Source organism: Curtobacterium sp. PhB190 (assembly GCF_004365385.1).
Taxonomy (GTDB): Bacteria; Actinomycetota; Actinomycetes; order Actinomycetales; family Microbacteriaceae; genus Curtobacterium.
This window is the reverse complement of the sequence record NZ_SODN01000007.1, coordinates 22,262-43,306: the sequence shown is the minus strand read 5'-3', so window position 1 is coordinate 43,306 and position 21,045 is coordinate 22,262. Positions and strand designations below refer to the sequence as shown.

Sequence of the window (21,045 nt, the reverse complement as noted above, 5' to 3'; positions counted from 1 at the left end):
ACGACCCCGGCCCATCACCCCAGAGGATGACCCCACGACTGCTCACACCACCGCGGCGAGCGACCCCCGCACCCCGGCGGACTCCCCACCGACCCGAGCCCACGCCCGTTCGAGCACGTCCACCAGACGACCGCGGTCCGCCGGCGCCATCGTGAACGGCACCCGCAGGAACCGTTCGAACCCGCCGTCCGGGCCGAACACCCCGCCGGACGCCAGCACCACGCCCTCGGACCGCGCGGCCAGCACGAGCGCACTCGACACCGGTCGCCCGAGGCCCACCCACGTCGTCAGCCCACCTGCGGGCGACGGCACGTCCCATTCCGGCAGTCGTGCCCTGAGCGCGCCCACGACGTCGTCGCGACCCTGTCGCAGGTACTCGCGCCGCGCCTCCAGGACGGCCGCCGTGCGTGGGACCAGCTCCCGCGCGACCAGCTGGTCGAGGACGGGGGTGCCGAGGTCGCCCGTCGGGCGGGCGGCGAGCAGCCGCTGCAGGAGCGCCGGTGCGGCCCGGATCCAGCCGATCCGCAGGCCACCCCAGAAGACCTTGTCAGCCGACCCGATCATCACGACCGACGCCCCCGACGGGTCCGCTGCTGCCAGCGGCAGCGACGGCGCGCCGTCGATCCGCAGCTCGCCCATCGTCTCGTCGGCGACCACCGTCGTGCCGACCGACGCCGCGACCGACAGCAGCAGCTGGCGGGTCGACACGGACATGGTCGCTCCGGTCGGGTTGTGCAGCTCGGGCATGACGTAGGCGACGGCCGGGGCGGTCCGGCGCAGCGTCGTCTCGAGCGCGGCGGCGTCCCACCCGGTCCGCGCGTCGACGGGCACGCCGACGAGTCGTCCGCCGGCCTCGCGGAACGCCTCGTGCGCGTGCGGGTAGGTCGGGGACTCGACGAGCACGGCGTCACCGCGGCGGACGAGCACCCGGGCGAGCAGCGCGATGGCGTGCTGCGCGCCGATCGTCACGATCACCTGGGACGGGTCGGTCGGCAGTCCGCGCTCGGTGTACCGGTCGGCGATGGCGGCGCGGAGCCCGGGGTCGCCGACGGTGTCGTACCCGATGCCGGCGAGCGCCGCGGGCACGTGTCGCACCGCCCGCTCGACGGCCTCGGCCATCCCCGGTGCCGAGTGCAGCGCGGCCTTCCGCAGGTCGAGGAGCTCGCCGTCGACCACCCCGCCGAGCCGTTCCGGGTCGGGACGGCCGATCAGGGACGCGGGCAGGTGGACCACGCTGCCGGAGCCACGGACCGACACGACGAACCCGTCGGACCGCAGTCGGGCGTACGCGTTCGCCACGGTCGTGCGGGAGATGCCGAGCGCGGTCGCGAGTCCGCGCTCCGCCGGCAGTCGCACGCCCTGTGCGACCCGGCCGTCGATGACGAGGACCCGGATGGCGTCGGACAGGGCCTCGTACGCCGGGGCGTCGGTGCCGTCGCGCCAGTCGGTGAGCAGCAGGGCAGCAGATCGGGCACTCAACAGCACGGGTGTCATGGGTCCACGGTAGCGCGATTGGCTCTCGACCAGCAGTCCAATCCGCATCGACGATGAACCCATGTCCCGCAGCACCGCCCTCACGTTCCGCTTCGTCCAGCTCTTCGTCGGCCTGTTCCTCTACGGCGCCTCCACCGCGCTGCAGGTCCGAGCGGTCGTCGGCGTCTCGTCGTGGACCGTCCTGACGCAGGGCCTCGAGAACGTGGTGCCGTGGTCGTTCGGCGTCATCACCGTCGTGTCGAGCGGCGTGATCCTGCTGTTCTGGATCCCCCTGCGCCAGAAACCGGGCATCGGCACGCTGCTGAACGCGCTGGCGATCGGGCCGAGCGCCGACCTGGTGCTCTGGCTCGTGCCGGAGCCGTCCGGTCTACTCGCCCGGATCGCCCTGTTCGTCGCGGGACTGGTGCTGCTCGCCGTGGCGACGGCGTTCTACATCGGCGCGGGGTTCGGCACCGGGGCCCGTGACGGCCTGATGGTCGGGCTGCACGAGCGCCTCGGCTGGCCGCTCTGGCTCGCGCGCACCCTGGTCGAGGTGTCCGTCGTCGTCGTCGGCTGGATCCTCGGCGGGAACGTCGGGGCCGGCACCGTCATCGCCGCCTTCGCGATCGGCCCGATGGTGCAGCCGCTCATGCCGTTCTTCCGGCGGTTCCCGTGGAGCCCCGAGCGCCGGGTCGTCCGGGAGGCCCGCCCCACTTCCGTCGCGCACGCTTCGTGAGCAGGAATGGTCGGGTCGCAGGGCCCCACCCGACCATTTCTGCTCACCATCCGCCCGGCATCCTTGCGCCGCGTCGAGTCGCGATATAGCGTGACTCGCACAGACGCGATACATCGCGAGTTGGAGGAAGCAACATGACGCAGGAGAAGTGGCTCGTCGACGAGCCCAAGGTCATCGACACCGGCATCGTCCGCACACTCCGTGTCGGACTCGTCGGTGGTCAGGTGGACGTCGTGGCACACGACGAACCCACCGCACGGGTCGAGGTCCACAGCGTGTCCGGCAAGCAGCTGAAGATCGAGGTCGACGGCGACACGCTCACCGTCGACCACCCGCAGATCCGGTGGGACGACCCCATCGGGTTCCTGAAGTCGTTCCGCGGCAAGGCCCACGCGGACGTCAGCATCCTGGTCCCTCGCGACGCCTCGGTGCACCTCGGTGTCGTGTCGGCCGGTGCGCTGCTGTCCGGCACGAACCGCGGCGCGATGCTCAACACGGTGTCCGGTGACCTCGTCGTCGACGGTGTCGCCGGCGACGTCACGGTCAACGCCGTGTCGGGCGCGACGACCATCCGCGAGCTCGACGGCGCGCTGACGGTGCACACGGTCTCGGGTGACGTCGTGGCCACGGGCGAGATCCCGCGGTTCCAGGCGGACGGTGTCTCGGCCGACGTCGTGCTCGACCTGCACGGCGTGCCGGAATCGGCGCGCGTCAACACGGTCTCCGGTGGCGTGAGCGTCCGGCTCGAGGACGGCGTCGCCTACCAGTGCACCGTCAGCACGGCGTCCGGCAAGCTGCAGTTCGACGACTCCGAGATCCGCGGTGTGCGCGGCTCGTACGTCAAGCAGGGCGGCGAGCTGGCCGGCCAGTGGCTGGACCTGCGCGTGAACTCGGTCTCCGGCGACATCGCGGTGCTGCACGCCCCGCCGGTCGCCGCCGAGCCGACTGCACCGACGACCCCGGCCGCACCGACCACCCCGACGGCCCCGACCGCCCCGACCAACGACGGCGAGGTGCCCGCATGAGTCCCGTCTTCGCCCACGGCCACCTCCGCCTGTACCTGCTCGTGCTGCTGGCGGACCACCCGATGCACGGCTACGAGCTCATCCAGGCCCTCGGCGACCGGTTCGGCGGCACCTACGTGCCGAGCGCCGGCACCGTGTACCCGCGGCTCGCGAAGCTCGAAGAAGAGGGCCTCGTCTCGAAGACCGCCGACGGCCGCAAGACCGTCTACGCGATCACCGAGGCCGGCCGCACCGAACTCGCGGCCCGTGCCGACGAGATCGCCGCGGTCGAGTCCGGGGTCGCCGACTCGGTGAAGTCCCTGGCCGACGGCGTCCGCGCCTCGGTCGGCGAGGCGATGCGGTCCCTCCGAGCCGACCTCGCCGCCTCGGCGGAGAGCCCCGGCGCCGGTTCCCACGAGGACCCCGTCTCGGTGCCGTCGGAGAGCGCCCGTGCCCTGCGCGAGCTCGAGATGGCGTTGTCGTCGTTCCGGCAGCAGGTCCGCGCGGACCTGCGCCGACGTGCGACCCGCGGCACACTCCGTGCGGACACCGTGACGCGTCTGCGTGACGGCCTGGAGGCCCTGCGCAAGTCGCTCTGACGGCCCGCGGCCGACAGGCGGTCGCGCCCAGGGCCTCCCGGCCGCCCGTCGCACCGCCCCACCCCGCACAGCCCCACCCACGGAACCAGGTTCCGGACACAGCACCACGCCGATCCGTGGTGTCGTGACCGGAACCTGGTTCCGTCTGCGCACTACGGCCCGCGGTTCGTGCGCTACAGCCCGCGGTCGGCGAACGCGACCATCGCGTCGCGCAGCGCACGTGCCGCACCCGCTCCGGCCCAGTCGTAGGCGTGCGCGAACCGCTCGTCGTGCACGTACATCTCGGCGAGTGTCCGGAACCGCTCCGCAGTGAGGTCCGCCGGCGGCGTCGACTCGGCGAGCCACGCGAACTGCCGCCGCGCCAGTGCCTGCGCGGCCGGCGAGTCCGGGCCGTCGCCGGACGCGGCGAGCGCTGCGGCGTCCTGGGCGATCGCGCGCAGTTCGTCCTGGAACGCCTGCTTGCCCGCGGTGTCCTTCGCGTCCCACCAGGCGGTGCCGCGCTGCCAGGCGTCCGCTCCCCAGCGCTCCTCGACCTCGTGCTTGAAGCGGGTCTGGTCGAACCCGTCGAAGGTGTCCGTGGCGTTCATGGTGTCCCCGTTCTCGATCCTGGTGATGGTGGTGCGCACGGCGGCGAGTTGCCGGGCGAGGCGGTCCCGCTCGCGTTCGAGCCAGGCGACGTGTGCGGTGAGCGCGGCGACGTCGTCCTGCTCGCCGTCGAGGACCCGGCGGATGTCGGGCAGCCCGAGGCCGAGGCCGCGCAGCAGCAGGATGCGCTGCAGCCGGACGAGTGCCCGGTCGTCGTAGCGGCGGAGTCCGCCGTCGCCGACGGCGGTGGCCGGCAGCAGCCCGATGGCGTCGTAGTGGCGGAGCGTGCGGCTCGACACCCCGGCGGATCGCGCCACGTCGGCGATGCCGTGCGGTGCTTTCGCAGCTGCGGTGGCGATGTCTGACGGATCCCTCATGCAGCCCACCGTAGAGGTTGACGCAACGTCAACCGCAAGAGGTGATCGGGGTGCGACGTCGACGACACGCGACCGAGCGGGAATGACCGCCCGGGCACCCGTGTTGACTCCCGCCCGGAACTGAGTAGGTTTGCCGCTCGTGACGAACGAGGTCCGGTCGCTGAAAGCGCGACTGATCGGGGATCCCCTCCCCTCTGAGAAGCTCGAAGGACAGCTCCTCCCGAAGCACCTGGCACTGCCGATCTTCGCGAGTGACCCGCTGTCCTCCGTCGCGTACGCACCGCAGGAACTGCTGATGATCCTGCTGCTCGGCGGGATGTCGTTCCTGACCTTCGCACCGTGGGTGGCCGCGCTCGTCGTGCTGCTGCTCGTGGTGGTCGTCGCGTCGTACCGGCAGCTCATCAAGGCGTACCCGTCCGGCGGCGGCGACTACGAGGTCGCGCACCGGAACCTCGGCGAGAAGGCCGGGCTGGTCGTCGCGAGCGCGCTGCTCGTCGACTACGTCATGACGGTCGCCGTGTCGGTGGCATCCGGCGTGGACAACATCATCTCGGCCCTGCCGATGCTGAACGACGTCCGCGTCGAACTCGCGCTCGTGTTCGTCGTGCTCCTCGCCGCCACGAACCTGCGCGGCGTGCGGGAGTCGAGCAAGGCGTTCGCCATCCCCACCTACCTGTTCGTGGCGTCGGTGTTCGTCATGGTCGTCACCGGACTGGTCCGCGTCGCCGCCGGGCACGCACCGGTCGCCGAGTCCGCCGGGTACACCGTCGACAACGTCGAGCACACGACGCAGGCGGCGTTCATCCTGCTGCTCCTCCGGGCCTTCGCCTCCGGCTGCTCGGCCCTGACCGGCGTCGAGGCCATCGCGAACGGCGTGCAGGCCTTCCGACGCCCGAAGATCAAGAACGCGCAGGCGACCCTGGTGGCGATGGGCGGCATCGCGATCGTCCTGTTCATCGGGCTCATCACGCTCGCGCTCGTGTCCCGCGTGCACTACGCCGAACGCGCCTGCGACCTGCAGGGGTTCGCGGACTGCGCCACGACGCCGCAGCGCTCCCTCATCGCCCAGATCGCGGCGGCGACGTTCGGTGACAACTCGGTGCTGTTCTTCGTCATCCAGGCGACGACGGCGGCGGTCCTGCTCCTCGCCGCGAACACGGCGTTCAACGGGTTCCCGCTGCTCGGCTCGATCCTGGCCCGCGACTCCTACGCCCCCAAGGCCCTGTCCACCCGCGGCGACCGGCTCATCTACTCGAACGGCGTCATCGTCCTGGCGCTCGTCGCCGCAGCGCTGCTCGTGGTGTACCGGGCGAACGTCACGAGCCTCATCCAGCTCTACATCATCGGCGTCTTCGTGTCGTTCACCCTCGGGCAGACGGGCATGGTCGTGCACTGGACGCGACTGCTGCGCGCGGACCGGGCCGGCACCGCCGATCCGTCCGTCAACCGCGCGCAGGTGGTGCGCTCCCGCACCATCAACGCGATCGGCGCCACGTTCACCCTCGTCGTCCTGGTCATCGTCACGATCACCAAGTTCACGCACGGCGCCTGGCTCGTGTTCCTGATCATGCCGATCCTGTACGTGCTCATGCTCGGCGTGAACCGTTACTACCGCGACGTCTCGCACGAGATCGAGGCCGACGTCGAGACCGAGTTCGGTGCCACCGGCGACCACGCCGTCGTGCTCGTGAACAAGCTGCAGAAGCCCGTGCTGAAGGCCCTCGACTACGCGATCGCCGCCGAGCACGCCAGCTGCGAGGCGGTCCACGTCGCGATCGACGACGCCGACGCCCAGAACCTGCGCGACCAGTGGGCCGAGTACGGCATCCGGATGCCGTTGACCATCGTGCCGAGTCCGTACCGCGACATCTCGATGCCGCTCATCAAGTACATCAAGGCGCACCGGCTCGAGCACGGCTCCGAGGTCGTCACCGTCTACACCCCGATCTTCATCGTCGGTCACTGGTGGGAGGGCCTGCTCCACAACCACCGCGGTCGTCGCATCCGCAAGAAGCTCCTGCTCGTGCACGGCGTCACCGTGGCGCTGGTGCCGTGGCTGCTCGACTCGTCCGAGCTGCTGTACGGCCGCCGGTCGCGTCCGCTCCCCGGCCAGGAGCGTCGCGGCGAGCCCGTGCGGCCGCCGCTCCGCCGGTCCCTCGCCGGCTCGGCCGGAGCGCCGGTCGACGGTGTCGTCGACGATCGCCTGGCCCGGTCCGCGCAGCGGAACAGCCTGCAGCCGCGTCGCGCGACCCGACCGGCCGGTCCCGCCGAAGGCGTCGACCCCGCGCAGTGCACCGGTGAGCTGCACGCGCTCGTGCCGACCTCGCCGCGCCGGGGCGACGAGTCGTAGCATCTGACGTCATGACGATCACCGACCTGCGGACGTTCGCCACGTTCGACGGCCACGGCGGCAAGGTGTCGAAGCGCGTCGAGGTGCTGGACCACGAGCCCGTCGCGGGCAGCCGCCACGAAGGACTCGTCGCCGTGCGCGGCGAACACCCCCTGGGTGCGCTCGACGAGCGCGCCGCCGACGAGTCGGCAGCGCTGTCGCGCGGCGTCCCCAGCGTCGGGTGGGTCGACCCGTCGACGCTCCGCGACTGGTACCGCCCGGACCGCGTGGTCATCACCCGGCTCGAAGCGCGGCAGTCCGGCATCGAGCCCGGTCTCTACGCCGATTCGCGCGGTCGCGGACGGGTCCGGATCGACGGCCTGGAGGCACGGCTCGCCCCCGACGGTCGCCCCGCCTTCCGCGCACTGGCCGGTTCCGAGGCGCCCTGGGTGGTCGACGTCCCCCTGCCGACGGACCAGGCGGTGCGCCTCGTGGCGGTCGCCGAGGTCGACGAGGGCTTCGAGGTCGTGACCGCTCCGGTGTCCCCGTTCCTGCAGCCCGGCGAGTACGCCGCGTACGACGACGACGTCCCCGGTCTGCCCCCGCGGCCGTCCAGCGGCCGGGTCGTGGTGTCCGCGACCGTGCTGCTCGACGGCTCGCTGCACGAGGTCGAGCGGATCGACGAGCAGGCCGCGACGATCTGGGTCCGTCGCGAGGGACGGACCGTGCCGATCGCCACGAGTGCGGTCGGACCGGACCTGGTGCGGTACTCGGCCACGCCGGTCTGACGGGGGACAAGGGCCTGCGGGGTGCGTCGGAGGTGCGGCGTAGCGTCCTCGGCATGAGTGATGCAGAAGAGACCCTCGGCGGCGCCCGTCCGGACCCGTCGACCGACGCGAGCAAGGACCCCGAGCAGTGGGTCACCGGTGACGAGCCGATGACCGGACCCCAGCGGAGCTACCTCGACACCCTGGCCCGCGAAGCCGGCGAGGAGCTCTCCGCTGACCTGACCAAGGCCGAGGCCTCGGAGCACATCGACCGCCTGCAGCAGCAGACCGGACGCGGCACGGACGCCACGGGTTCCTGAGAGCGGGTCCGCCCTTCGGCGGACCCCAGCCTGGGCATGTTCTGGTGATGTCCGGGCAGACCCCCGGACGAGGGGGTTCGATGACGCGTCACCGGTTAGCTTCGTGGCCATGCGAACGACATCGACCTCCATCGGCCTGACCGCGCTCCGCATCGTCCTCGGGGTGGTGTTCATCGCCCACGGCGCGCAGAAGTTCGCCCAGGGCATCCCGAACGTGGCCCAGGGCTTCTCCGGCATGGGCGTCCCGCTCGCCGACGTCGCTGCACCCCTGGTGGCGGGCCTCGAACTCGTCGGCGGTGTGCTGCTCGTGCTCGGCATCGCGACCCGCGTCGTGGGCGTCCTGCTCGCCGTCGACATGGTCGTCGCGGGGTTGCTCGCGCACGCGTCGTCCGGCTTCTACTCGCAGGACGGCGGCTTCGAGTACGTGCTCGTCCTGGCAGTCGGGTCGCTCGTCGTGGCGCTGACCGGCCCGGGGCGGTTCTCGCTCGACGCCGTGTTCCTGGCGTCGTCCCGTCGCCGTCGTGGCGTGCAGGAGCCCCTGCCCGCCTGACCCGCGCTGCGCCGCCCTGCGCCCCCTGGTGCGAGGTTGATCACTCGGTGCGCCGAAAGAACCTCGCACCGGGTGGTCAACCTCGCACCAGGCGGAGCGGCTCACGCGGCGGCGAGCACGTCCATCACCTGGCGGGCGATGAGCCGTCCGGCCCGGTTCGCCCCGATCGTCGACGCCTGCGGCCCGTAGCCCGCCAGGAACAACCGCGGCTCGTCGACCGAGCGCCCGTCCGCCACGACGACCCCGCCGGCCGCGGTCCGCAGGTGCAGCGGCGCGAGGTGCCGCAGGTCGGCCCGGAACCCGGTCGCCCAGAGCACCGCGTCGGCGTGCACGTGCGCGCCGTCGGCCGTCACCACGCCGGTCTCGTCCATCCGGGTGAACATCGGCTGGTCGCGAAGCACCCCGCGGTCGATGCCCGCGCGGATCCGCCGCGAGACCGGCACGCCCGTGCCGCTCACGATGCTCGGCAGCACCTCGCCGGCACGGGCCGCCCGGTCCTGCTCGTCGACCGCTGCGACCGCCGACTCGAGGTCGAGCGACGACGAGTCCGCCCACACCGTCGGCCGTCGGGTGAACCAGTGGGTCGACCGGGCGACGCCGTCGAGTTCGAGCAGGAATCCGATGGCACTCGTCCCGCCGCCGACCACGACGACGTCCTGCCGGGCGAACTCCGCGGCGCTGCGGTACTCGGTCGTGTCGAGCTGTCGTCCGCGGAACGCGCCTCGGCCCGGGTACCACGGCACGAACGGCGTGCCCCACGTGCCCGATGCGTTCACCACGACGTCGGCGCGGATCCGGGTCTCGGTGCCGTCGGCGGAGCGGGTCGTGACGCACAGTCGGCCGTCTGCGGTGCGCGAGACCGACGGCACCGAGACCGGACGCCGGACCCGCAGGTCGTAGTGCTGCTCGAACCGCCGGTAGTACTCCCCCACGACGTCCCGGGCGGGTCGTGACCGATCGGCGTCGTCGAACTGCAGCCCCATCGCCCGCATCCCCGGCAGGTCGTGCACGCGGTGCGCCGCGCCGAGGCGCAGGGCCTCCCACCGGAACTGCCAGGCGCCGCCCGTGCTCGGGGCACGATCGAGCAGCACCAGGTCGGTGCCGGGCACGAGCCCCAGCCGGCGCAGGTGGTATCCCACCGACAGTCCGGCCTGCCCCGCACCGATGACGACGACACGGGCGGACTGGTCGGCTGGGTTCTCGAGGGGTTCGGTCATCACTTCGATTCTCCTGTGCGCGGAGCCGTCGCGGCGACGTCCAGATCGAGGTACATGGTAGAGTGATCGGCAGATTTCAAACCACGAACCGTCTGGTTCCCCGAGTGATCTTCCGTCATTCGCCAGGACCGGACCAGAGCCGAACGAGGGGGTCACGCATGGGGCGCGGCCGTCAAAAGGCGAAGCACACCAAGGTCGCCCGTGAGCTGAAGTACTTCAGCCCGCAGACGAACTACGGTGCACTCGAGCAGGAGCTCTCCGCCGGACAACACTCCGATGACGATCTCGTCGACCGCTGGGCGGACCAGTACGGTCCCGAAGCGGCAGACGAATCCGACGAGTTCGAGACCGAAGCGGACCAGAACAAGTCCGCCTGACCGGCACAGCCGTCACGCCGCGCGCCTCCGGGCAGCGCGGCGTTTCTGCGTGCCCACGCGGATGACGCGGACCGGTCACGACTCCCCACGCGGGGAACGCCGAGTGGTCACGAAGTGCCGCCCGCGGCCGGACCGAGCGGCACTTCGTGACCACTCGGCGGACACCTGACGGCAGGTCGTGCGGCCTGGAGGCACGACGAACGCCCGCCACGCGGCCTGCGTGACGGGCGTGGCCGGCTCGCTCAGGCGGCGTAGCTCCCGACGAGCCGCACGGCACCGCCGTCGACGCCCTTGGCGCCCTGCTCGAAGCCGGTCAGGTCGCGGGCCGACGTGGCGATCGTGCCGACGGGCCACGCGGGCATCCCGGCCACGCCGAGCGACTCGATGACGTCCACCGCGGCGCTGGCGGACACCACGGCGAACATGCCGATGCCCAGGTTCCAGGTGCCCTCGGTGTCCTCGATCGGCGTGCCGGCCATGTCGGCGAGCACGCGGAAGACCGGAAGCGGCTGCCAGGTCGAGCGGTCGACCTCGATCCACGAGCCGACGGGCAGCACGCGCGCCAGGTTCGCCGCGATGCCACCACCGGTCACGTGCGACAGGGAGTGCACGGCGCCCGGGTGCTGCTCGAGCAGCTCCAGCAGCGGCGTCGTGTACAGGCGGGTGGGCTCGAGCAGGGCTTCGCCGACCGAGACGCCGCCGAACTCGGCCAGCTGGTCGGTGTACCCGACCCCGCGCGACGCCAGGATGTGCCGGACGAGCGAGTACCCGTTCGAGTGCAGCCCGGACGACTCGATGGCGAGCACGACGTCGCCGTCCTGCACCAGGTGGGCACCGAGCTGCGAACCGGCCTCGACGACACCGGTCGCGGCGCCGGCCACGTCGTAGTCGTCCGGGCCGAGCAGCCCGGGGTGCTCGGCGGTCTCGCCACCGACCAGCGCGGTGCCCGTCGCCGAGCAGCCGCGGGCGATCCCGGCGACGATGTCGGCGATGCGGTTCGGCACGACGCGCCCGCAGGCGATGTAGTCGGTCATGAACAGCGGCTTCGCACCGACCACCACGATGTCGTCGACGACCATGCCGACCAGGTCCTGCCCGATGGTGTCGTGCTTGTCGATCGCCTGGGCGATGGCGACCTTGGTGCCGACGCCGTCGGTCGAGGTCGCGAGCAACGGGTGTGAGAAGTCCTTCAGGAACGACACGTCGTAGAGTCCGGCGAAGCCGCCCACGCCGCCCAGCACGTGGCTGTTGTGCGTCGCCGCGACTGCGGACTTCATGAGTTCGACGGCCAGGTCACCGGCAGCGGTGTCCACTCCGGCTTCGGCGTACGGGTTGGGCATGCGGAGTCCTTCGCGGTGACATGGCAGACTTGTTCGGTACCCCCCGATTCTACGGTCTGGAGCACACCCGCGAATGTGCGGCATCGTCGGCCTCGTTGCACAGGGCCCCGCCAACCAATCCATCTACGACGCACTGCTCCTCCTGCAGCACCGCGGGCAGGACTCGACGGGCATCGCCACGGTCGAGGGTCACGTGCACCACATGCACAAGACCCGCGGCCACGTGCGGGAGTCGTTCCGAACCCGTGACATGCGCGCCCTCCTCGGCACCATGGGCCTCGGCCACGTGCGCTACGCCACCAAGGGCGCGGCGAGCAACGAGGAAGAAGCGCAGCCGTTCTACGTGAACGCGCCGTACGGCATCGTCCTCGTCCACAACGGCAACCTCACCAACACGCGGGAACTGACGCGTGAACTGTTCGACATCGACCGTCGGCACCTCAACACCACGTCGGACACCGAGCTCCTGGTGAACGTGCTGGCGCACGAGCTGCAGGGACAGGTCCGCGGCACGGACCTCGATCCCGGGCAGGTCTTCGACGCCGTCGAGCGCGTGCACGAGCGGGTCGAGGGCTCGTACGCCACGATCGCCACGATCGCCGGCCACGGGCTCCTGGCCTTCCGCGACCCGTTCGGCATCCGGCCGCTCATCCTCGGCCACAAGTTCGACGAGGCCGGCCAGCCCGAGTGGGTCGTCGCGAGCGAGTCGCTGGTGCTCGAGTCCGGCGGCTACGAGATCGTCCGCGACGTCGCCCCGGGCGAAGCGATCTTCATCGAGATGAACGGGCAGATGCACGCCCGGCAGTGCGCGAAGAACCCGCGGCTCGTGCCGTGCTCGTTCGAGTACGTGTACCTGGCCCGTCCCGACTCGGTCATGAACGGCATCTCGGTCTACGACGCCCGCCTGCGCCTCGGCAACCGGCTGGCGGACACCATCGAGCAGTACGCGCCGACCGGTGACATCGACGTCGTGATGCCGATCCCGGACTCGTCCCGACCGGCCGCCATGCAGGTCGCGCGGAAGCTCGGCATCGAGTACCGCGAGGGCTTCTACAAGAACCGCTACGTCGGCCGGACCTTCATCATGCCGGGCCAGGCGGAGCGCAAGCGGTCCGTCCGGCAGAAGCTCAACGCGATGTCGTCGGAGTTCAAGGGCAAGAACATCCTGATCGTCGACGACTCGATCGTGCGCGGCACGACGAGCAAGGAGATCGTGGAGATGGCCCGCGCCGCCGGTGCGAACGAGGTCACCTTCACGAGCGCCGCTCCCCCGGTCCGGTTCCCGCACGTGTACGGCATCAACATGCCGACGCGCGACGAGCTCATCGCGCACGACCGGAAGATCCCGGAGATCAACCGCGTGCTCGGCAGCGATCACCTGATCTACCAGGAGATCGGCGACATGCGGGACGCCATCATCGAGGGCTCCGACGTGACCGACCTCGAGATGAGCTGCTTCACGGGCGAGTACGTCACGGGCACCGTGAGCCCGGAGTACCTGTCCTGGGTCGAGGCGAACCAGCTCAGCTAGGTCGCGTCCGAAACGGAGCCAGACGGACGGACAGGAGGCCCGTTGCCAGCTGGCAACGGGCCTCCTGTCCGAAGACGGTTGCGGCTACGGCCGCTGGTCGCCGTGCTCGTCGATCTCGCCGTCGACCGTCTCGGGCGGCAACTCGACCTCGACACGCTCCGCCGTCAGGCGGGCCGCGCGCCGGGCGAAGACCCGGTCGAACACGACGGCGACGACCGCGCCGACGAAGGCACCGATCGTGACGCCCCACAGGCTGAAGTAGCCCACCAGGCTGCCGAAGCTCGACTCCTCCTGCTGGCCACCGAGGTTCATGGTGAGCGAGACGACGATCAGGGTCGCGATGAACCCGAGCACCGCACCGCCGACGATGAACACCCCGAACTTCGGGGCACGACGGATCGTGACCTCGTCAGAGGTGGAGACGGCGTTCGGCGCAGGGGCCGGGACCGGCTGGTCGTCGGGTCGATCGGTGTTGCTCACCCACCCATTGTCCCCCACTGTGGGACGTCTCCCGGCCTGTCCGCGCAGTCCGATCCAGGAGAGGATGATCCGTACGCGTTGGTATCCCAAGGGCTGGAGGTGACACGGATGCGAGAACGGACCGTACGGGGGCGAGGTCGCACCCCGAGCACCCCGGCGCGCGTGACCTGGCCCGTGATGCAGCGCCACGAAGAGGACCGTGCCGTGTCCGTCGTCGCGGAGCACCAGTGGAGCGTCGCGCTCGTCGGCGCCCCGGGTCTCGGCAAGAGCACCGTCGCCGCCCGCGTCACCGACCGCGTCGCCGGACGGGACGCCACCGGGCGCACGGTCGTGGTGCCCATCACCGCCGTCGCCTCCGGGCGGTCGATGCCCTTCGGCGCGATCTCGGACCGCTTCGGTGAGCTGCCGGCGACCCTGTCCGAACTGTCCGACGACGCCGGGGCCGAGCAGCGCCTCCGGGCGATCGCCGACCTGGCGGACCGCGACGTCCTGCTGCGCGTCGACGACGCCGACCACCTCGACGCGATCTCCGCCCGGTACGTGGCGTGGCTCGTCCGGCACCAGGGTGCGCGGCTCGTCCTGACCTGCCGTGACTTCACCGCGCTGCCGGAGCCGCTCCGCGCCCTGTGGCAGGACGACCTGCTCGAGCGCATCGACCTCGAGCCGCTCACCCTGCGCGAGACGTCGGCCCTGGTGGCCGAGGCGCTCGGCTCGCAGCTCGAGAACGCCTCGGCCGAGCGGGTGCACCGTGCGACCGCCGGCAACCCGCTCTACCTGCGCGAGGTCGTCCGCGCCGCCCGCTCCTCGGGTGCCCTCGAGCACACGGCGTCCGGGTGGTACTGGCGCGGCCGGGTGACGGCGTCGAACAGCCTCGCCGACATGTACCGGACGGAACTCGGCTCGTTGCCGGAGGACCTGCGCGACGTCGTCGACATCGTGGCACTGGCCGACCCCATCCCGCTCGCGCGGCTGCTCGGCCTGGTCAGCGGCGGCGACGTCGACCGCGTGGTCGCACTCGGGCTGGTCCGGATCGACTCGCTCGACGACGGCGCCGCGGTGGCCCGTCCGCAGCACCCGCTCGTCGGCGACGTGATCCGCGGCCTGGTACCGGTCGCCCGCCGCACGGCACTCTTCGCCCGCGCGAACGCCTTCCGCACCGACAGTCCCGAGGGCGCCCCGCCCGCCGCACGGTTGCGGTCAGCGCTCTGGGCACTCGACTGCGGTGTCGTGCCCCCGGTCGAGCAGCTGCTCGACGCGGCGCAGGTCGCGGTGCGGCTGCAGGAGCACGAGAGCGCGATCGCCCTCGCCTCCGCAGCGCTCCGGCGGACGCTGCACCCGAACGAGCAGGTCGCCGCGCGCTGCCTGCGGTCGCTGGCGTACTCGTACACCGACGGGCGCGAGGCCGGTCGCGCCGACGCCGAGGCTGCCTGGGCCGTCGCCCGCGCGGACCCTGGCACGGTGGACGACGCCCTCGTGGTCGAGGCCTGCGAGATCCTCGCCAACATCCGGCAGTTCCACGACGACGACGTGCTGGCAGCGGTCGCGCTCACCGACGTCGCCAGCCGGCTGGTGTCCGGCGACGCGGTCGAACGGCTCCGCCTGCTGCGACTCGCACACCTCGGGTGGGGCGGACGGTTCGACGAGGTGCGGGCCGAACTCGAGCGCAGCGGCATCGTGCACGCCCCGACCATCCCGTTCGCGTTCCTGTGCGTCGCCCCCTGCGCGATCATGGCGCTCGCCACGGCCGGCCGGCTCGACGACGCCTCGGCCCTCGGTCGCCGGGCACTGGCCACCGCGATCGAGCACCTCGAGGACGCACCGTGGAGCGTCGGCGAGATCTTTTCAGTGCTGCACCAGGTGCAGGTCTGGCGCGGCGACCTCGCCGACCTGCTCACCGAGGTGCCGGTCCGCCGGTCGAACCCGTACCTGAAGTACGACTTCACCCTCGAGCTCATCGGCGACGGCAACCTCGCCATCGGCCAACGGCGCTGGGACGACGCGATCGCGGCGTTCTCGGCTGCCTGCGAGCGGTACGACGTCGCGGACCACGGCGGCTTCGCGGCCTACCCGTGGGCACGACTCGCGATGGCGTACGCCTACGCCGGTCGAACCGAGGACGCGACACGTGCGCTCGACCGGGCGAGGGCCACCCCGCAGCGGGCGATGCGGATCACGGGCGAGCAGGTCGCGGTGACGATCGCCTGGACCGAGGCGGTGCTCGGCAACCCGGCCGGGCTCCGGCACGCCGACGACATCATCGACCGCGGGACGGCGAGCGGTGGGTGGACGCACGTCATGTACGCGCAGACGCTGCACTACGCGATGGACATGCTGAACGGACGCGAGACTGGTACCTCGCTCGGTCGCATGCGCGAGGCAGCGGCTCGGGTCGACGGTCCGCTCGCCGCGGCGATCGTCGAGTACGCCGACGCCCTGACCGCACGCGACCGGACGCGGGTGATCGCGGCGCAGGGGGCGCTCGCGTCGCACGGCATGGCGGTCACGGCCGGCCGGCCGAAACCACCGCTCACGAACCGCGAGTACCAGGTCGCCGAGCTCGCGGCGCAGGGGTTGAGCAACCGCCTGATCGGCGAGGAGCTCGGGCTCTCGACGCGGACCATCGACGCGCACCTGTCGCGCGTGTTCGGCAAGTGGGACCTGCATGCTCGTTCGGAGCTCGCCGGACTCTTCTGAGTCCACTCGTGACGCAAGAACGTTGCGCATTGCAGCACGACGCGCCGCGGCGGTTGACACGTTGTGTGGAACATCGCGTACCTTGGTCCCTGTCGCCGGGTTCGGACCCGTTCGGGTCGGGTCCGAATCCCGGCGACTTCAAGCGTAGGTTCGCAGTGCATGCGCCCGCATCGGTAGGGACTACCTAATTCGGTTCGTCCGCCTAGGTAGTGCTGAACGCGACTAGAGCGCGACCCGCACCGGCAGGAACGCCGTCAGGTCCGCACGCGAGCCGGAAGCGCTGACGCGTGACTGCGCGACGGCTTCGTCCCAGGTCAGCTCAGCGGTCGCGAGCGCGAGCCAGGTCGTGGCGTCCGTCTCGACAACGTTCGGCGGCGTGCCACGGGTGTGGCGCGGGCCGGGGACGGCCTGGACCGCGGCGAACGGCGGCACCCGCACCTCGACGCTGTTGCCCGGCACGTCGTCGGCGAGGCGCTGCAGGGTCCACCGGACGGCCGTCGCGACGGTCGCCCGTGCCGTGTCGCCCTGCTGCACCGCGGTCAGTGCGGCGCGGCCGGCGGCGTCCTCGATCCTCCTGGGTGGCATCTCCACAGGCTAGCCGTCGCCTCGCGGCGGGAGAGTCCTGATCGGTAGGGTGATCGGGTGCGAATCCTCGTCCTCGGTTCCGGTGCCCGCGAGCACGCGATCATCACGGCCCTCCTCGCTGAACAGGCGGGCCACGTCATCACGGCTGCTCCCGGCAACGCCGGCATCGCCGCCGATGTCGAGACCGTCTCCCTCGACCCCACCAACGGCGCGCTCGTCGCCGAGTACGCGATCGAGAACGGCGTCGAACTGGTCGTCGTCGGGCCCGAGGCGCCGCTCATCGCCGGTGTGGCCGACCCCGTCCGCAGCCGGGGCATCCCGGTCTTCGGGCCGGGCAAGGCCGCCGCGCAGCTCGAGGGCTCGAAGGCCTTCGCGAAGCGCATCATGTCCGAGGCGAACGTGCCCACCGGCCGCCCGGTGTACGCCGGCACGGCGGAAGAGGCCATCGCCGCGATCGACGAGCTCGGCGCACCGTACGTCGTGAAGGCCGACGGGCTGGCCGCGGGCAAGGGCGTCCTCGTGACCGAGGACCGTCAGGCCGCGATCGACCACGCCACCTACTGGCTGCAGCACGGGCACGTCGTGGTCGAGGAGTTCCTCGACGGCGAAGAGGTCTCGTTGTTCTTCCTGAGCGACGGCCACGACGTCCGCCCGCTCAGCCCCGCGCAGGACTACAAGCGCCTGGCTGACCGCGATCTCGGACCGAACACCGGCGGCATGGGCGCGTACTCGCCGCTGCCGTGGCTGGCCGATCGTTGGGCGTCCGAGCAGGCCTTCGTCGACGAGGTCACCGAGCTGGTCGCGCTGCCCACCGTCCGTCGCCTCGAGCACGAGGGCACCCCGTTCGTCGGGCTGCTCTACTGCGGGCTCATCGTCACCGAGCAGGGCGTCCGGGTCATCGAGTTCAACGCCCGCTTCGGCGACCCGGAGACCCAGGTCGTCCTCCCCCGCCTGGCGACGCCGCTGAGCGGACTGCTGCTCGCCGCCGCGACGGGCCAGCTCGGGGGGACCCCGGCACCCTCGTTCCGTCCGGATGCAGCCGTCACGGTCGTGCTCGCGAGCGAGGGCTACCCGGAGAACCCGCAGACCGGCCGTCCGATCACCGGCATCGACGCCGCGAACGCCCGCGACGGCGTCTCCGTCGCACACGCCGCCACCGGGGTGCTCGACGACACGCTCGTCGCCACCGGCGGTCGCGTGCTCAGCGTCGTCGCGACCGGAGCCGACTTCGCCCAGGCGCGCGAGCGCGCCTACGCGGGTCTCGGCGACATCACCCTGCAGGGCGCGCAGTACCGCACCGACATCGCCGCGAAGGTCACCCGATGAGCGCCGCGCCCGTGATCGCCGGCTGGGACCACGTCTCGTCGGGCAAGGTCCGCGAGCTCTACGTGCCGACCGGTACCGCCGACCTCCAGAGTGCGTCCGAGCTGCTGCTCGTGGCGTCCGACCGGGTCAGTGCCTACGACTTCGCCCTCGAGCCACCGATCCCCGGCAAGGGCGAACTACTCACCCGCCTGTCGCGCTTCTGGTTCACGCAGCTGAGCGACGTGCCGAACCACATCATCGGCCCGTCGTCCGGTGGCACCCCCGTGCCGGCCGAGGTCGAGTCGCGGTCGATGCACGTCATGCCGCTCGAGATGTTCCCCGTCGAGTGCGTCGTGCGCGGGTACCTGGTCGGCAGCGGCTGGGCCGAGTACCAGGCGTCCGGCAGCGTCTGCGGCGTCGCCCTGCCCCAGGGGCTGTCGAACGGCGACCGGTTGCCCGAGCCGATCTACACCCCCGCCTACAAGGCACCGCAGGGCGAGCACGACGAGAACATCTCGTACGAGCAGACCGTCGACCTGGTCGGCGCCGAGGTCGCGGCGACCCTGCGCGACCTGTCGCTGCACGTGTACACCGAGGCAGCGGCGATCGCCCTCGAGCGCGACGTCGTGATCGCGGACACCAAGTTCGAGTTCGGGCAGGACGCCGACGGCCGGATCCGGATCGCGGACGAGGTCCTGACCAGCGACTCGAGCCGGTACTGGGACGCCCGGGCCGACGGTCGGACGGACTCCTTCGATAAGCAGATCGTGCGCGACTGGCTCAGCGCCAACTGGGACCGCCAGGGCACGCCCCCGGTGCTGCCCGAGGCGATCGTGTCCCGCACCGCCGCGCGCTACGCGGAGCTCATCGAGCGCCTCGGCGCTTAGTCGGTTCCTGCTGCGGGCCTGCTGCGCGGACCCCGAGCGGGCCCCGACCGGTCACGACACCCCGCTCACGTCCGGCGACCGGTCACGAGCCGTCGTTCAGGCCCCCGGTACCCGACCGTTCGTGACCGTCCGGCGGCGCGCCGACGGCACGTCGTGACCAGTCGACGAGCGACCAGTCCTGACCTGCCGACGACCTGCCGACGGCTCGTCGTCAGAGGTCGCGCGCGACCACGACGACGGTCAGGTCGTCGCCCGGGTCGTGGTCGACCGCACGTGACCGCACCCGCTGCAGGAACGTCGCGATGTCCGGCGAGCCGCGGTAGAGCTCCCCGAGCTGCGACAGCGACGCGAGCGTGGAGTCCCACAGCTCGAGCGCGCCGTCGCTGACCACGATGACCACGTCGCCCGGGCGCATGACGAGCGACCCGGAGGCACGTTCGATGCCCGCGGGGTGCAGCCCGATCGGCAGGTCCGACGACCGCAGGATCCGCTCGGCGCCGTCGTCGCGGAGCTGCAGGACGAGTCCGTGTCCGGCGTCGGTGAAGTCGATCCGGCCGGTCGAGGGCGTGAGCCGGCCGTGGAACATCGTCGCGAACGACTCGGCGCGGCTGAGGTCGGGTGCGACCTGCGCCTCGAGCTCGGCGACGGCGACGTCGGGTGCCAGGTCGCCGCGGGCGAGCAGTGCACCGCGGATGTTCGCGGCGAGCAGCCCAGCCGACATGCCCTTGCCCATGACGTCCGCCACGGTCAGGTGCACGGCGTCGTCACCCGAACGGTGCCAGTCGTGGAAGTCGCCGGAGACGACGCCGTGCGGCACCGACAGCCCGGCGATCCGGTAGCCGGGCACGTCGACCGTGCCGGGTTCGAGCCCCGCGAGCACGGACCGCAGGCGGTCCTCGTCGGCGCCGGCTGCCAGTTCCCGCTCGGCCCAGACACCGAGTTCCTGGAGCAGGGCGACCTCGTCGGCGTCGAGGGTCCGCGGTTCCGGGTCGATGAGGCAGAGCGTGCCGACCTTGACGTCGTCGTCGCCGAGCCGCAGCGGGACCCCGGCGTAGAAGCGCACGTTCGGGTCGCCGACGACCATCGGCATGTCGGAGTAGCGGGCGTCGATGCGCGCATCCGGCACGAGCACGGGGCCGCGCTCCCCCAGCGTCCGCCCGCAGAAGGTGTCCTGCAGCGGGATGACCGGTCCGAAGTGGCTGTCGCTCTGCTGGGACTTGATGGTCAGCGAGGTCTCGCCCGCCAGGTTCAGGAAGGAGCCGGAGACACCGAGGGCTTCACGCGCGATGCGCGTGATCCGGTCGAAGCGCTCTTCGGCGCCACCCTCGACCACGTCGAGTGCGGCGAGCAGCGCTGCGCGGCGCACGGCGTCGGTCGCGCCGGTGACTGGGACGGTCGTCGCTGTCTCCGAGTGCATACACCCACGCTAACGCGCCAACCGGACAGGGCCTGTCCCCACTACGGAGGACGCACCACCCCAGTCCGCGGGGCAGGCTCGCCGAGCGCTCGGCCGTCGACCCTGGATCGGCGCGACCCGGCGCGGCCCGGCGTCGGACTACCCTGGACGCGTGTCCCGCCGTGTCCTGCCCGCTGTCGCCCTCGCTGCGGCGGCTCTGGTGACGCTCGCGGGGTGCGGCGCCCACGACTCGACCGGCCAGGTCTCGGTCACCGTGTCGGACAACGCCGCCGACCACCCGTACGAGGTCAAGGTCTTCGCGTCGACGGGCAAGCTCTCCGAGCACCAGCGGGTGTTCCCCGGAGGCACCGCGGACTTCGCGGGCGTCCCGCTCGGCAAGGTGACGGTCCGCGCGGGCTCGCTGTGCCCGCAGACGACGACGGTGACGAACGACGCCGTCGCGACGGTCACCCTGACGACGACGGGCTGCTGA

Annotated in this window: 20 protein-coding genes; 13 read left to right on the top strand and 7 right to left on the bottom strand. The window is 71.7% G+C overall.

Annotated features, from left to right (window positions below):
* Positions 1 to 42 precede the first annotated feature (42 nt).
* Positions 43 to 1,494, bottom strand: coding sequence for a PLP-dependent aminotransferase family protein (locus EDF47_RS12670; RefSeq protein ID WP_123293665.1), 1,452 nt, complete (start codon positions 1,492 to 1,494; stop codon positions 43 to 45).
* 61 nt (positions 1,495 to 1,555) lie between these two features.
* On the opposite strand from EDF47_RS12670, the gene EDF47_RS12665 reads away from it, so the two are divergent.
* From EDF47_RS12665 to EDF47_RS12655, 3 genes are all read left to right on the top strand, one after another.
* Positions 1,556 to 2,209 carry a hypothetical protein gene (locus EDF47_RS12665; protein ID WP_123293664.1) on the top strand — a complete coding sequence of 218 codons (654 nt, stop codon included), beginning with the start codon at positions 1,556 to 1,558 and terminating at the stop codon, positions 2,207 to 2,209.
* 134 nt (positions 2,210 to 2,343) lie between these two features.
* Entirely contained in the window at positions 2,344 to 3,234 is an 891-nt protein-coding gene (locus tag EDF47_RS12660; RefSeq protein ID WP_131880748.1) for a DUF4097 family beta strand repeat-containing protein, read from the top strand.
* Complete coding sequence (locus tag EDF47_RS12655) at positions 3,231 to 3,812, top strand: PadR family transcriptional regulator (protein ID WP_131880746.1); 582 nt, start codon at positions 3,231 to 3,233, stop codon at positions 3,810 to 3,812. Before EDF47_RS12660 ends, EDF47_RS12655 begins: the two co-directional genes overlap by 4 nt.
* Positions 3,813 to 3,985: 173 nt before the next feature.
* Here EDF47_RS12655 and EDF47_RS12650 read toward each other — a convergent pair whose 3' ends face one another.
* Positions 3,986 to 4,774, bottom strand: coding sequence for a MerR family transcriptional regulator (locus tag EDF47_RS12650; protein ID WP_131880744.1), 789 nt, complete (start codon positions 4,772 to 4,774; stop codon positions 3,986 to 3,988).
* A 130-nt stretch (positions 4,775 to 4,904) separates the two neighbouring features.
* Between EDF47_RS12650 and EDF47_RS12645 the strand changes: the two genes are divergently transcribed.
* The 4 genes from EDF47_RS12645 (at position 4,905) to EDF47_RS12630 (ending at position 8,740) form a co-directional block, all read left to right on the top strand.
* On the top strand, positions 4,905 to 7,124 hold the full coding sequence (locus EDF47_RS12645) for an APC family permease (RefSeq protein ID WP_123937529.1): 2,220 nt from the start codon (positions 4,905 to 4,907) through the stop codon (positions 7,122 to 7,124).
* Between the two features lie 11 nt (positions 7,125 to 7,135).
* Positions 7,136 to 7,891 (top strand): hypothetical protein, encoded by a 756-nt coding sequence (locus EDF47_RS12640; RefSeq protein ID WP_111085562.1) that lies wholly within the window; start codon positions 7,136 to 7,138, stop codon positions 7,889 to 7,891.
* 53 nt (positions 7,892 to 7,944) lie between these two features.
* Positions 7,945 to 8,190, top strand: coding sequence for a DUF3072 domain-containing protein (locus tag EDF47_RS12635; RefSeq protein ID WP_131880742.1), 246 nt, complete (start codon positions 7,945 to 7,947; stop codon positions 8,188 to 8,190).
* Between the two features lie 109 nt (positions 8,191 to 8,299).
* A complete protein-coding gene (locus tag EDF47_RS12630) occupies positions 8,300 to 8,740 on the top strand; it encodes a DoxX family protein (protein WP_131880740.1) in 441 nt (146 codons plus the stop codon).
* 101 nt (positions 8,741 to 8,841) lie between these two features.
* Here EDF47_RS12630 and EDF47_RS12625 read toward each other — a convergent pair whose 3' ends face one another.
* Positions 8,842 to 9,957, bottom strand: coding sequence for an NAD(P)-binding domain-containing protein (locus EDF47_RS12625; protein ID WP_131880738.1), 1,116 nt, complete (start codon positions 9,955 to 9,957; stop codon positions 8,842 to 8,844).
* A gap of 158 nt (positions 9,958 to 10,115) precedes the next feature.
* Between EDF47_RS12625 and EDF47_RS12620 the strand changes: the two genes are divergently transcribed.
* Positions 10,116 to 10,334 (top strand): DUF3073 domain-containing protein, encoded by a 219-nt coding sequence (locus EDF47_RS12620; RefSeq protein WP_111085566.1) that lies wholly within the window; start codon positions 10,116 to 10,118, stop codon positions 10,332 to 10,334.
* Between the two features lie 242 nt (positions 10,335 to 10,576).
* Here the strand turns inward: EDF47_RS12620 and purM are convergent, their stop codons facing one another.
* The gene (gene purM / locus EDF47_RS12615) at positions 10,577 to 11,674 is read right to left on the bottom strand and encodes a phosphoribosylformylglycinamidine cyclo-ligase (protein ID WP_123937526.1); all 1,098 of its coding nucleotides are present in this window, start codon (positions 11,672 to 11,674) and stop codon (positions 10,577 to 10,579) included.
* Between the two features lie 73 nt (positions 11,675 to 11,747).
* Here purM and purF point away from each other — a divergent pair, with 73 nt between their 5' ends.
* A complete protein-coding gene (gene purF, locus EDF47_RS12610) occupies positions 11,748 to 13,205 on the top strand; it encodes an amidophosphoribosyltransferase (protein WP_111085568.1) in 1,458 nt (485 codons plus the stop codon).
* Between the two features lie 84 nt (positions 13,206 to 13,289).
* Here purF and EDF47_RS12605 read toward each other — a convergent pair whose 3' ends face one another.
* A complete protein-coding gene (locus EDF47_RS12605; RefSeq protein ID WP_111085569.1) occupies positions 13,290 to 13,685 on the bottom strand; it encodes a hypothetical protein in 396 nt (131 codons plus the stop codon).
* Between the two features lie 162 nt (positions 13,686 to 13,847).
* On the opposite strand from EDF47_RS12605, the gene EDF47_RS12600 reads away from it, so the two are divergent.
* Positions 13,848 to 16,379, top strand: a complete 2,532-nt coding sequence (locus EDF47_RS12600) for a LuxR C-terminal-related transcriptional regulator (protein WP_131880736.1) — start codon at positions 13,848 to 13,850, stop codon at positions 16,377 to 16,379.
* A 222-nt stretch (positions 16,380 to 16,601) separates the two neighbouring features.
* On the opposite strand, the gene EDF47_RS12595 is transcribed toward EDF47_RS12600, so the two are convergent.
* Entirely contained in the window at positions 16,602 to 16,964 is a 363-nt protein-coding gene (locus EDF47_RS12595; protein ID WP_131846930.1) for a sterol carrier family protein, read from the bottom strand.
* 57 nt (positions 16,965 to 17,021) lie between these two features.
* On the opposite strand from EDF47_RS12595, the gene purD reads away from it, so the two are divergent.
* Both purD and EDF47_RS12585 read left to right on the top strand, forming a co-directional pair.
* Positions 17,022 to 18,290 carry a phosphoribosylamine--glycine ligase gene (purD, locus tag EDF47_RS12590; RefSeq protein ID WP_131880735.1) on the top strand — a complete coding sequence of 423 codons (1,269 nt, stop codon included), beginning with the start codon at positions 17,022 to 17,024 and terminating at the stop codon, positions 18,288 to 18,290.
* A complete protein-coding gene (locus EDF47_RS12585; RefSeq protein WP_131880733.1) occupies positions 18,287 to 19,156 on the top strand; it encodes a phosphoribosylaminoimidazolesuccinocarboxamide synthase in 870 nt (289 codons plus the stop codon). The genes purD and EDF47_RS12585 overlap by 4 nt, the downstream gene beginning before the upstream one ends.
* A 211-nt stretch (positions 19,157 to 19,367) precedes the next feature.
* On the opposite strand, the gene EDF47_RS12580 is transcribed toward EDF47_RS12585, so the two are convergent.
* Entirely contained in the window at positions 19,368 to 20,573 is a 1,206-nt protein-coding gene (locus tag EDF47_RS12580; protein WP_131880731.1) for a GAF domain-containing SpoIIE family protein phosphatase, read from the bottom strand.
* A gap of 151 nt (positions 20,574 to 20,724) precedes the next feature.
* On the opposite strand from EDF47_RS12580, the gene EDF47_RS12575 reads away from it, so the two are divergent.
* Positions 20,725 to 21,045 (top strand): hypothetical protein, encoded by a 321-nt coding sequence (locus EDF47_RS12575; RefSeq protein WP_123340134.1) that lies wholly within the window; start codon positions 20,725 to 20,727, stop codon positions 21,043 to 21,045.

What these genes read in the sequence shown, in the direction of transcription:
- EDF47_RS12670 (WP_123293665.1), bottom strand. Translation starts at nt 1,494, where the DNA reads ATGACACCCGTGCTGTTGAGTGCCCGATCTGCTGCCCTGCTGCTCACC.
- EDF47_RS12665 (WP_123293664.1), top strand. Translation starts at nt 1,556, where the DNA reads ATGTCCCGCAGCACCGCCCTCACGTTCCGCTTCGTCCAGCTCTTCGTC.
- EDF47_RS12660 (WP_131880748.1), top strand. Translation starts at nt 2,344, where the DNA reads ATGACGCAGGAGAAGTGGCTCGTCGACGAGCCCAAGGTCATCGACACC.
- EDF47_RS12655 (WP_131880746.1), top strand. Translation starts at nt 3,231, where the DNA reads ATGAGTCCCGTCTTCGCCCACGGCCACCTCCGCCTGTACCTGCTCGTG.
- EDF47_RS12650 (WP_131880744.1), bottom strand. Translation starts at nt 4,774, where the DNA reads ATGAGGGATCCGTCAGACATCGCCACCGCAGCTGCGAAAGCACCGCAC.
- EDF47_RS12640 (WP_111085562.1), top strand. Translation starts at nt 7,136, where the DNA reads ATGACGATCACCGACCTGCGGACGTTCGCCACGTTCGACGGCCACGGC.
- EDF47_RS12635 (WP_131880742.1), top strand. Translation starts at nt 7,945, where the DNA reads ATGAGTGATGCAGAAGAGACCCTCGGCGGCGCCCGTCCGGACCCGTCG.
- EDF47_RS12630 (WP_131880740.1), top strand. Translation starts at nt 8,300, where the DNA reads ATGCGAACGACATCGACCTCCATCGGCCTGACCGCGCTCCGCATCGTC.
- EDF47_RS12625 (WP_131880738.1), bottom strand. Translation starts at nt 9,957, where the DNA reads ATGACCGAACCCCTCGAGAACCCAGCCGACCAGTCCGCCCGTGTCGTC.
- EDF47_RS12620 (WP_111085566.1), top strand. Translation starts at nt 10,116, where the DNA reads ATGGGGCGCGGCCGTCAAAAGGCGAAGCACACCAAGGTCGCCCGTGAG.
- purM (WP_123937526.1), bottom strand. Translation starts at nt 11,674, where the DNA reads ATGCCCAACCCGTACGCCGAAGCCGGAGTGGACACCGCTGCCGGTGAC.
- purF (WP_111085568.1), top strand. Translation starts at nt 11,748, where the DNA reads ATGTGCGGCATCGTCGGCCTCGTTGCACAGGGCCCCGCCAACCAATCC.
- EDF47_RS12595 (WP_131846930.1), bottom strand. Translation starts at nt 16,964, where the DNA reads ATGCCACCCAGGAGGATCGAGGACGCCGCCGGCCGCGCCGCACTGACC.
- EDF47_RS12585 (WP_131880733.1), top strand. Translation starts at nt 18,287, where the DNA reads ATGAGCGCCGCGCCCGTGATCGCCGGCTGGGACCACGTCTCGTCGGGC.
- EDF47_RS12580 (WP_131880731.1), bottom strand. Translation starts at nt 20,573, where the DNA reads ATGCACTCGGAGACAGCGACGACCGTCCCAGTCACCGGCGCGACCGAC.